10 protein-coding genes are annotated in these 11416 nt (G+C 29.4%); 6 read left to right on the forward strand and 4 right to left on the reverse strand.

All coding sequences use genetic code 11. The features are described 5' to 3' along the window. Positions 1-223 precede the first annotated feature (223 nt). Positions 224-1417, forward strand: coding sequence for a mechanosensitive ion channel family protein (locus KPL37_RS17860; RefSeq protein ID WP_246578361.1), 1194 nt, complete (start codon positions 224-226; stop codon positions 1415-1417). Between the two features lie 87 nt (positions 1418-1504). Here the strand turns inward: KPL37_RS17860 and KPL37_RS20495 are convergent, their stop codons facing one another. From KPL37_RS20495 to KPL37_RS17870, 3 genes are all read right to left on the reverse strand, one after another. Beyond that, a complete protein-coding gene (locus KPL37_RS20495) occupies positions 1505-1831 on the reverse strand; it encodes a GlgC family sugar phosphate nucleotidyltransferase (RefSeq protein ID WP_484793065.1) in 327 nt (108 codons plus the stop codon). 28 nt (positions 1832-1859) lie between these two features. Then, positions 1860-2483, reverse strand: a complete 624-nt coding sequence (locus KPL37_RS19955; RefSeq protein ID WP_246578362.1) for a sugar phosphate nucleotidyltransferase — start codon at positions 2481-2483, stop codon at positions 1860-1862. Between the two features lie 201 nt (positions 2484-2684). Beyond that, the gene (locus KPL37_RS17870) at positions 2685-3950 is read right to left on the reverse strand and encodes an Nramp family divalent metal transporter (protein WP_246578363.1); all 1266 of its coding nucleotides are present in this window, start codon (positions 3948-3950) and stop codon (positions 2685-2687) included. A 258-nt stretch (positions 3951-4208) separates the two neighbouring features. On the opposite strand from KPL37_RS17870, the gene KPL37_RS17875 reads away from it, so the two are divergent. The 3 genes from KPL37_RS17875 (at position 4209) to KPL37_RS17885 (ending at position 6307) form a co-directional block, all read left to right on the forward strand. Next, a complete protein-coding gene (locus KPL37_RS17875; protein ID WP_216151443.1) occupies positions 4209-4520 on the forward strand; it encodes a hypothetical protein in 312 nt (103 codons plus the stop codon). Positions 4521-4678: 158 nt separating this feature from the next. Then, positions 4679-5149 (forward strand): VanZ family protein, encoded by a 471-nt coding sequence (locus tag KPL37_RS17880; RefSeq protein ID WP_216151444.1) that lies wholly within the window; start codon positions 4679-4681, stop codon positions 5147-5149. A gap of 591 nt (positions 5150-5740) precedes the next feature. After that, positions 5741-6307 carry a YdcF family protein gene (locus tag KPL37_RS17885; protein ID WP_216151445.1) on the forward strand — a complete coding sequence of 189 codons (567 nt, stop codon included), beginning with the start codon at positions 5741-5743 and terminating at the stop codon, positions 6305-6307. A gap of 49 nt (positions 6308-6356) precedes the next feature. Here KPL37_RS17885 and KPL37_RS17890 read toward each other — a convergent pair whose 3' ends face one another. After that, on the reverse strand, positions 6357-8357 hold the full coding sequence (locus KPL37_RS17890; protein ID WP_216151450.1) for a methyl-accepting chemotaxis protein: 2001 nt from the start codon (positions 8355-8357) through the stop codon (positions 6357-6359). A gap of 415 nt (positions 8358-8772) precedes the next feature. Between KPL37_RS17890 and KPL37_RS17895 the strand changes: the two genes are divergently transcribed. Together KPL37_RS17895 and KPL37_RS17900 are read left to right on the forward strand one after the other, a co-directional pair. Then, positions 8773-9573 carry a metalloprotease family protein gene (locus KPL37_RS17895; protein ID WP_216151446.1) on the forward strand — a complete coding sequence of 267 codons (801 nt, stop codon included), beginning with the start codon at positions 8773-8775 and terminating at the stop codon, positions 9571-9573. A gap of 221 nt (positions 9574-9794) precedes the next feature. After that, the gene (locus tag KPL37_RS17900) at positions 9795-10928 is read left to right on the forward strand and encodes a pyridoxal-phosphate-dependent aminotransferase family protein (RefSeq protein ID WP_216151447.1); all 1134 of its coding nucleotides are present in this window, start codon (positions 9795-9797) and stop codon (positions 10926-10928) included. Positions 10929-11416: the final 488 nt, after the last annotated feature.

The following is an 11416-nucleotide window of genomic DNA, read 5'->3' on the forward strand; positions in this document are numbered from 1 at the left end:
AAACATATTTATTAAAACATTAATTTCTATTGAACCGCCGTGTACCGAACGGTACGCACGGTGGTGTGAGAGGTCGCTAAATAAACTAATTATTTAGCTCCTACTCGATTGTGAACTTATATAATAATAAAACAATTCTTCCTATATAACCCATTGAGTAAATAGCATTATTAGTTTAAAATGATTATATACTTAACCGTAGGAGAAAAGGGAGTGTGATTGTTTGCTTGAATCGATAGTAGAATTTTTTGCAAAAGATGGAATACAAGGTTTTTTAAGCGGATTCACATATGTTAAACTTAGATATGTAGGATTTGCTATTGGAGTTTTCGTACTATTTCTATTACTAAAAAATATATTTGCAAAATATGTATTTAAGATGATATTAAAACTTGTTAACAAAACAAAATTCAATGCAGACACAAAAATAGCAGCTGCTTTTGAAAGACCTCTAATTAATTTTTTCGAAGTACTGGGATTGTATTTTGCTTTTAAAATTTTAACATATGCTTTACCGTTTAATTTGCCGTTTATAAATAATGTTTTTAGTTCGGCTATAATAATATTAATTTCATGGGGACTATATAATCTTACAGGGGAATCTTCTCTACTATTTGAGAGAATGCATAAAGCATATGATGTAAAAGTTGATAAAATATTATTCCCATTTATATCAAAAACATTAAGATTAATACTAATAGCGTTAGCTATTACAATAATTGCTGAAAAATGGGGATATAACATTCAAGGTTTTGTTGCAGGTCTTGGACTAGGTGGATTGGCATTTGCATTGGCAGCTAAAGATGCAGCTGCTAATATTATTGCAGGTATGTCTATAATATTAGATAAACCATTTACTATTGGAGACTGGGTTAGCAGTGATACTTTAGAGGGTAGTATAGAAAATATTTCTTTTAGAACTACTAAAATAAGAACTATTGATGAAGCATTAATAATAGTTCCTAATTCGATGTTAACTAATCAAGCAGTAACCAATTTTAGTAGAAGAGGTAAACGGAGAGTTAGTTTTACTTTAGAACTTAATTACATAACATCCAGGCAGAAATTAGAGAATTGTCTCTCAAGAATTAGAAGTATGTTAGAGAATCATCCTCAGGTTAATAAGGAGGGGATTCTTGTTAGGTTTGATAAATTGAGTGCGTCTAGTTTGGATATTTTAATCTGGTATTTCGCTGATACACCAGATTTTGATGAATGCTTTAGAGTAAAAGAAGATATAAATTTTGAAATAGCAGATATACTCCATCAAGAAGACATTTCAATGGCATTTCCCAGAACTGGTATTTATGTGGATAGTTTATCTGATGAAGGCAAAAAAGACCATAAGAAATCACTAAATATAATTCAAAATAAAGATATTTCAACAGAGAGTATTAATGATGGTAACGATAAGTAATAGGTGTTCTAAAATTTTAAATTAGAGCTTTTAAAAATCCAAAAGATATTCCATAACTAATGAAGTTATGACTATATCTTTTGGATTTTAAAATAAAGCTCTTTTTTCAATTACAAGTGGGAATTCTTTATCACCATTAAGCTGTTTGTCCTTATTTATAATAACATTTTTGTAAATAATAGCATTAAAAAGTTTAGAATTTTCTCTGATTTCACAATTTTGAAGAATAATACTATTCTTGACTTCAGCACCACTGTGAACAAAAACTCCTCTTGATATAATACTATTCTCAACAATGCATTTTATAATGCAACCACCACCAATTATAGATTTATTTACTATGCTTTCATTAGAATACTTAGTAGGTGGTTCATCTTTAATTTTAGTATAGATAGGTCCATTACTAAAAACAATTCTTTAGTTGTTTTTAGGGTTAACATGTTCATATTAGTTTTATAATAAGCAATATTAAAAGTTCTTTTTTTATAATAAATATTTCCATGGAAATATTTAAGTTATTGTAAGCTACAGTATTCTTTCCAACACTAAGTACGTTATTGTTTTCATCTATATTTAATACATCACAATTTAAAAAATTCTTGCTTTCTGTATTAATATTTTTGTATATTACAGTTATATCTTGTTTCTTATTTTCATGATATTTGACAGCAGCAATGTAATCAATATTCCCTAACATATAAGAGGGGGAAAGAATAATGTTTTTTTCTTTGCTTCTATATAAATACTCCATGTTACTCCATAGTATTTCAGCATCATTTAAAGAATTGCTTGCTATACCAAAATTAAATACAAACAGTCCATTAAGTCTTCTATCTAGATCCCAAGGAATGCCTATTTCTATATGAGAGGTTAGCGTAAGCGGCTGATATTGTGTTAATACTTCAACTGTATCTATTCCTGAATTCGAACAGTTACTAAGAGGAAGATCAATAATTTTGTATTTACATTTAAAAGGTATCGCAGGCTTTGCTGCATTTTTTGTAAGCATTTTAAGTCTAGTACCTTGTCCACCTGCGAGTATCATAGCTACCATCTCTTTTTTCAATCTTATATAACTCCTTATCTAAGGTATCTTGAATAATAGTTAGTACAGGTATTCATATTTTCAATATACTCAAAGTTTAGTATTACTATTACTATTATGATAAATATTTATACTTATCAAAAATGTAGTTGATTAAGAACAGGATCATGCTAAATAAAAAAGGAATCAAGCAAAGATAATTCCCTTTTATATTTTGTGGATTTACAGTATGAAGCTTAGTAATAGCATTATATTAAGCCCGGTTACTATAAGTCCAATAATCCAAAGAGTTACTTTATTTAGTGTACTGTTAGCATATTTGCCCATAACTTTCTTAGAAGAAGTCAAGTATATCTGGAGGAATATAGTTATTGGAAGCTGTATACTTAAGAGCATTTGCGAGTAGATAAGACCTTTAAAAGGATTTGTTATAAAAAATATACCTATTGTAGCACCAATTAAAGTAATTCCTATTCCAAGTTTAGTGTATATATTATTAATATCGTAATCCTTGCCAAATATTCCTGCAAAAATACTTCCGCCTGCCATCCCTGCGGTAACTGAGGAAGAAATTCCGGCGAAAAGTAGGGCTATAGCGAAAACAATTGATGCTGTATTTCCAAGTAGAGGTGTAAGCATTTGTTGAGCTTGGCTAAGCTCTGTAACTTGAACTTTTTGTGCGAAAAAAGTAGTTGCTGCGATAAGTATCATAGCGCTATTTATAGCCCAGCCTACTATCATTGAAAAAAATGTATCCATAAATTCATATTTAAGTTGCTTTTTTATTACACTCTCATCTTCTAGATTCCACTGACGACTTTGTATTACTTGCGAATGTAAAAATAGATTATGAGGCATTACTACAGCTCCTAGGACGCTCATTATTATTGGAAGAGATCCACTTGGAAAAGATGGTTTAATCCAGCCAACCATAGCTTTACCCCATTCTACATGTACAAGACTCAATTCGAATAGGAATGATATCCCTATAAGTGAGACAAAGCCAATAATCCATTTTTCTAGTTTTTTATAAGAATTTGTATATAATATACATAATATGAAGGATAAAACTAATATGGTTCCGAGTTTTAAAGGTATACCAAATAGCATATTTAAAGCAATAGCGCCACCTAAAAGCTCCGCAAGGGCAGTAGATACTGCAGCTATTACAGCGGAACCAAGCACCATGCGATTAAGCTTTGGGTTTAATGTGGCAGTAGATGCTTCCGATAGACAATTGCCTGTCACAATTCCAAGGTGGGCAGCGTTATGTTGAAGAAGAATAAGCATAATCGTTGAAAGTGTTACCATCCAAAGTAGAGTATAGCCATATTTGCCACCTGCAGAAATATTTGAAGCCCAGTTTCCAGGATCGATAAACCCTACTGTTACTAAAAGGCCAGGGCCTATATATCTTATAAAATTTAATGCTTTAAGTTTAGGTTCATGCTTTTTTTTTAAGAGATTCTTAATAGATGATAAGTTCAATATAACACATCCGTTCTATATTATTCCTACAATATATAGTATGTGGTAACTATTATTTGGATCAACAAAAGTTCATAAATAAAGAAAAATAAAATTAATTTATGAAATGGGTTTAATAATGTTAAATAAATTTAAATAAGAAATATGTTATACATTGGAGGTATACAATCAACATAAACAACAAATCATAATAAGGGGAGTATGAAAGAGGAATAAACAAATACTATAAATATATTATAATAGAAAGGGAGTTATAAATTGAAAGTAAATGAATCACTAATATGTCCCAAATGTAATGGTAAAAACTTTGAAATAAAACATGAGGCCACTTTTCTTTATACATATAAAATAGACATAGTAAATGCAAGTATAGACAACGAAGAATCAGAAAATCTTCCTTTTTTATTTGATAATAGGGAACAAACTTGTTTTAAAGAATTTATAGAGTGTGATAATTGTGGTACAAAATACCCTTGCTCTTTTGACAAATATAATCAAACCATAGATCTTACTATAATGAAAAAAGCAATAAGATCAGATAATGTGAAAGAACCTGAATTCTTGGGATAAAATAGTCATCCGTTTTATAATGTATTATGTGATCTATAGTTTTAATACTATAGCTGCATTCGCCTCAATTTTAATATAGGATATTGACAAACATATTTAATTAAATCATAATTGAATTTTAAACAAAAGGTTAAATTGAATAATTAAGGGGCGAGTGTATGCAAAAGAAGAATTTGAATTGGATTTTCGTTATAGGGTGGATGATGGTAATATTCATGTTTTCTAGCCAAGTAGGAGAGGTGTCAAATGAAAACAATAAATTTGTTATTTATATATTCAATTTACTTGGATTAAATTTAAATAATATATTTGGAACTTTGAGCGATTTTATAGTTAGAAAAGCATCTCATTTTACTGAGTATTTTATTTTATATATGTTAATATATAGAGCAATAAACAAAAGTAAAAAATTAGATATAAAATTTTTTATTGGTACCATATTAGTAGTATTTCTTTATGCATGCTCAGATGAATTTCATCAAGCTTTTGTTCCTGGAAGAGGACCTGCATTTAGAGATGTGATGGTAGATACATGTGGAGGGCTTACAGCATTTCTATTTATGTATATTCGTGTTACATTAAAACACACACCTGCTTCTTCTAATAAAGTCTTGACTAAATTAAAATAAAGTTTTGCTACAAAAGCTAATCGGCTATGCACTCGATTAGCTTTTTATGATTTTAACCACAATTTTAAAGCCGAAAAAATCAAGACGAACACTTAGTTATTTAATGTATCATAAAATAACCACGAAGATAAAAGGATAGATTAAAGTTATTGATGCACTCGGTTAAAGTAAAATGTGATAATATAATAGAAATTAGTAATATGATTTTATATGGGTTAAGAGGTAATGAGGCTTTCAAGGGAAAATCACGAATAGAAGTTTTATAGTAGTAGATAGAAGTTTATGTATAGGAAGGCAGATAAGGATATAAAATTTTTAATGGGGTGATTTGGGTGGGTATATTAAAAAGAATATTTGAAAGGAAAAAAATATATTTATGAACATAGTTGTGCACAATAGAACCATGAAAACGGAAATAATTGTGGATAACTTTTATTTTGTGTGTATTAAAATATTAATAGATATAACATGGATAAAAGATAGTGTTAATACTCTAATAATTAATGAGTTACAAACAGATAGTTTGAGGTATTTTAGGATCAATGTGAAGTTGACATATTAATGAATTTATGTATAAGGAGATGATAGAATTTGGTTTATCCATTTGACTGTATAACTGATTTAATATTTGTTGAGACATACGTACAAAAGGCTAATGTAATTTTAGTACCAGGATGTAGTCAGCCTCAAATTATGGAAAGGGCTGCAGAATTGTATCACAAGGGTTTTGCGCCATATATACTACCAACAGGTGGTGCAAACCATGAAATATCTAAATATAGGTCAGAGTGGGAATACCTTAAGAATATAGGCATTAACTTAGGAGTGCCAGAGGATGCAATATTAAAAGAAGACAAAGCGAGAAATACATTTGAAAATGCTCGGTTATCATTAGAAGTTTTAAATAAAAATAGAATAGACATAAAAAAAGCAATTTTGGTTTGCAAATCATATCATTCAAGAAGAGCATTGTTAACGTATCAAGTAGTATTTCCTTATGATGTAGAATTCTATGTATCCACAGTAACAGATAAGTCAGGGGTAACAAAAGATAATTGGTTTTTAAATACAGAGGCGACTACTCTTGTTATGGGGGAGATAGTAAAAATAGGTAAGTATTTTAGAAATGAAATATGTACCCCAAAGAGAAAGAATTAAAGAGTATTCTTCGGGGTACATCATGTATTACAGTGAATATTTTATTACATTAGTTGATTTTAAATTTCTTTATCTCGGTATCTAATTCTTCTGCTAATATTTGAAGCTCGCTTGAATGTTTTGTAAACTCTTCCATAGCAGCAGTTATCTCCTCAGTAGATGCGGTTACTTGCTGCGTAGAGGAGGCTGTTTGTTCTGATATAGATGAAATATTTTCTATTTCTAATACCGTGGATTGTTTTTTATCGTTGATATCAATTATAGATATTTTTACTTCATCAACTTTATTAATCATTATTTCAATTGATTTTAATATTTGGGTAAATAGTTTCTTAGTATGAGATACTGCTAAGTCTTGCTCATTTACTACAATCTTAGTTGATTTAATAGCATTTAATGCCGAAACTGATTTCATCTGTATACTTGCTATAATTTTCTTTATTTCCTCTGTTGAAATTTTTGATTGGTCAGCAAGTTTGCTTATCTCTCTAGCAACTACTGAGAATCCTTTGCCTGCTTCACCAGCACGTGCAGATTCTATACTTGCGTTTAGTGATAAAAGATTAGTTTGTTCTGTAATACTTACTAATGTTTCAGAGATTATATCTATTTGTTTAGTGCTTTCATTCATGTCTTGAATTATTGTATCAACTTCTTTGGTAGATACCTTGGTTTTATTTGATTTCTCTATTAATGTATCTATCATGGACAGTCCCTTAGATCCTAACTTTTTAGTATCAATAGAAAGTATATCCATTTCATTAGAATTAACACTAATTTTATCTAATCTATTTGATAGGTCATCCATAGCGGAGGCTCCGTCTTGAGCATTTTGAGCCTGCTGAGTTGCGCCCATGGAAACTTGCTCTATAGCAGTTGCTACTTCGCTGATAGATGCAGTCACCTCTTCTGACATACTTGCAAGAGTTGTTGAAGTTTCTGATACTGTTTTGGAGGAATTAGTAACATTGTTCATGATACCTGACATGTTTTCCATCATTGAGTTAAAAGATGTTGCCAGATCCTTAAATTCATCTTTTGTTGTAGCTGAGATAGATACAGTTAGGTCTCCATTAGAAGCTTTAGCAAATACTTCTTTTAACTTTTGAATATTATAAGCAATTCCTTTACTTAAGACTAATGACATATATACTGAAATTAATCCCATAATTAATATGATTAAGAGAGTAGTCTTTAAGATAGAGGTTGTATCATTAGTCAATTCACTTTCGTTTAAGGGAGCTACTAATTTCCAACCTGTTAATTTATTTGTTACAAATACACCAAATTTTTTCTCTCCATTATAATTGTACTTAATAAAAGAATTATCTTCTGATTTAATGTTGTTCCAAATTGATAACTTAGAGGCCTCATTTGTTCCGATAAGGTCTTTTTTCGGATGAGATATAATATTACCTAAAGTATCAGATATAAACACATATCCAGTAGTACCTACTTTTTTTGTGGACATTCGCTCTGCAAGGGTAGTTAGTGAACAATCCATTCCTACAACACCAACTACTTGTCCATTTTTCACCACGGCGCGTGCAATTCCAACAACAGTAATTCCAGTTACGTTATCTTTATATGGAGGAGTTATTATAACTTGACCTTTATGTTCGGTAGCTTGTTTATACCAGGAACTTTTAGTTGAGTCATATCCAGCAGGCATTTTTGCGATAGGGTATGTATTAAACTTTCCAGAAGCAGTTCCATAATACATATTAAGTATATCTTTATTGCTTTCTTTTACTCCTTTCAATACATCGGGTACATAATTATAATTGTCACCTGTATCAACATTTATGAAGTCATAATTATTTGATGTCATTGACACCATATTATCAAAACCATTAAAGTAATCAGATAATCCATTACTTATTTCTGTAAGTGTTTGAGAACTTGTTACTGTAAGTTTTTTACTGAGAATTGATTTTGACTCAGTATAAGATCCAAAACCAGATATGATTAATGGAATAACACAAATGGATACCAAGCTAATAATTAATTTAGTGCGAATACTGTTTAGTTTAAAATTTTTGAATTTAATTTTAATTCCCCCTTTATATATATAGAAATATACAATGTTGTTACTTAAAACAAATGAAATTTAAACGAATATTTAATTGATTTAAATAAAAGAATGAAAACATGCTAAAATGTTTAATAAATAAACTAAAAACCATCAATATTATTAATATTAAATTATAATTATACTTATTTTTCATTGTATCTAATTAATATCGTATTATAATTAAATAACTGAATACTAAAATAACGGTAAAAGTATTTTAGTATATCATATTGTTGTTTTTTCATATTGATAATTGTTTGTCAGAGTGAGGGTGGTGGGTAATAATAGGTTACAGTGTTATGATGGATGTATAATTGTGTTTAACTTAAAACATTGAGAAATGTGAGTTATGGTACTTAATAAAGCAAATAAAATCTGAAAGGATGATTTAATGAATAGTTTAATAGACTTAATAATAAAGACATGCCTAGATACAATATACATGACGGGAATGATAGTTTTGGTGGGGTTTATTCTTGGATTTTTAAGGAACCATTCAATAGAAAATTTTCAAAGGAGTTTTGGGTGGAAGGCAGTAGCTATTACCGCGAGTATAGGGGTCCCTATTCACGAACTTTCTCATGCTATCATATGTGTTCTCTTTAGACATAAAATATCTAAATTGGTACTTTTACAAAGAAAAGATGAAAATGGAGTACTGGGTTATGTAAATCATGCCTATAATCCCAATAGCATATACCAACAAACGGGGAACTTTTTTATAGGTATTGCACCTATATTTGGAGGGATATCTGCGATAATTGCTTTAATGTATACTATAATCCCAAAGACATATAATCAATTCATAAGTATATCTATGGTTAATGTAAATATAACTAAAATAAATTCCGTTTCTCTAAATGGAATATTAGATTCTTATATTGGCTTAATAAAGGTGATTTTTTCAGCAACTAATTTTTCTAATCCATATTTTATATTATTTTTATTCTTAGCTATATGTATTTCATCTCACATATCATTAAGTTCTGCAGATATTAAAGGGGCTTCTAAGGGGTTAATTGTAATATTCTTTATAGTACTCGCTCTTAATGCATTTGGATTCTCAAAGTTCGTTATGGCCCAAGGTATATTAAAGTATAATATTATACTAATAGGATTTCTTGTAGTATCACTAATTTTTTCTGGGATAACTTATCTTGTTAGTTTATTGTTACTATTAATAAAGCGTTAATATAGTATAAAGCACATGGAATTTTTCATGTGTTTTATTTTGGTTAAAAGATGATCGCATTGCGTAATCTATATTGATGATTCGTTGTATAAGGATTAAGTATTTATAATATTAAACAATCTATAATTTAAAGGAGCGTATGGATACATTTTTTCAAATTGGCTATTAGTGATATAATTTTATTATTGAAATATAAAGAATGGTATAAAGGAGTGAAAATGATGAAGGTATCTCAAATAATGACTCCGGGGCCTACACAAGTAAGAGAGAATGTAAGAATGGCTAGAGCTTTAGCTACTACAAATCCAGATTTAGATTTGCATTTTTATGAATTTTATAAAGAAACTTGTGAGGAAATAGGACAGTTTTTAAAGACAAGTAATGAAGTTAGAATATTAAGCGGTGAGGGGATTTTAGGCCTAGAGGCTTCATGTGCATCACTTACTGAAAATGGTGACAGGGTATTAGTGATTGATAATGGAATATTTGGAGAAGGGTTTGCTGATTTTGTTAAGATGTACGGTGGAGAAGTTGTTTTTTTTAAAGAGGATAGGAAGCATGCAATAGATACGCAAAAATTAGAAGAATTCCTTAAAAAAGATCATGATTTCAAATACGCTACTGTAGTACATTGTGACACACCATCAGGGGTATTAAATGATATAGATAAAATATGTCATTTGTTAAAAGAGATGAATATACTTACCGTAGTGGACAGTGTAGCTGGTATGGGTGGAGAAGATGTAAGAGTAGATGAATGGAAAATAGATATAGTGATAGGTGCTTCGCAAAAATGTGTTTCAGCACCAGCAGGGCTTACATTTTTAAGTATAAGTGAAGATGCATTTAAATCAATGGATCAAAGAAAGAAGCCTATAGCTTCCTATTATTGCAATTTACTTATATGGAAAGATTATTATAAGAATAAGTGGTTTCCATATACGCCGCCAATAAGTGATATTGTTGGTCTAAGACAAGCTTTTGATAATATTAAAGAAGACACGGGAATACTTGAAAGACATAATTCTATTGCTAAAGCTACAAGAGCGGCTGTAAAGCAAGCAGGGCTTAGTTTATATATTGAAGAGGGATATTCTAATACTGTAACAGTTATAGAATTGCCTAAGGGTATAAATGATAAAGCATTATTAAAATATATGGTCGATGATTTTAATGTATTTATAGCTGGTTCTTTTGGATACTTACAGGGAAAAGTGATAAGGATAGGACATATGGGAGAGAATGCTAAAAATGATAAAATGGTTTATACATTATTGGCATTACAATCTTCATTAAAGGAACTTGGCTTTGAGTGTAAAACGAATATGGTGGAAGCTTTTCTAAGTGAGGTATAGATTATATTTAAATATATCAGGATATGTTGAGTAAGCATGGACTTGATTAATAAAATCATATTTAATATTTTATTAATAAAGAATATAACTAATAAAATATTAAATAAGATAAAATTTGGCTATGGTATTAATGAAAATATAGTATACCAATCCTGGTGTATCAGTGTTAAAGAAATCTAAGAAACAATAGCATTATGAAGAATATCGTATATGATTACCGTATTTAGAATATTATTATGTATATAACATATAAAGATATGATAGAATATTCCTTGTCGTCACAAATGAGTGGCACAGAAGTTGGATGTTGATTATAATTTAAAAAGTTTTCTTTTGAAAATCTATTTTAAAAAAATGTTGACAAAACAAGAAAAACATAGTATTATAGTAGAAGTCGTCACATGATGACAAAGCAAATTGGTCTTTGAAAATTAAACAGAGAAATAGGTAAAGAAATGAAATAATATTTTATTTTAACCAGTCAATTA

It is taken from the genome of Clostridium frigoris (assembly GCF_018861865.1).
GTDB classification, from domain to species: domain Bacteria; phylum Bacillota; class Clostridia; order Clostridiales; family Clostridiaceae; genus Clostridium_AD; species Clostridium_AD frigoris.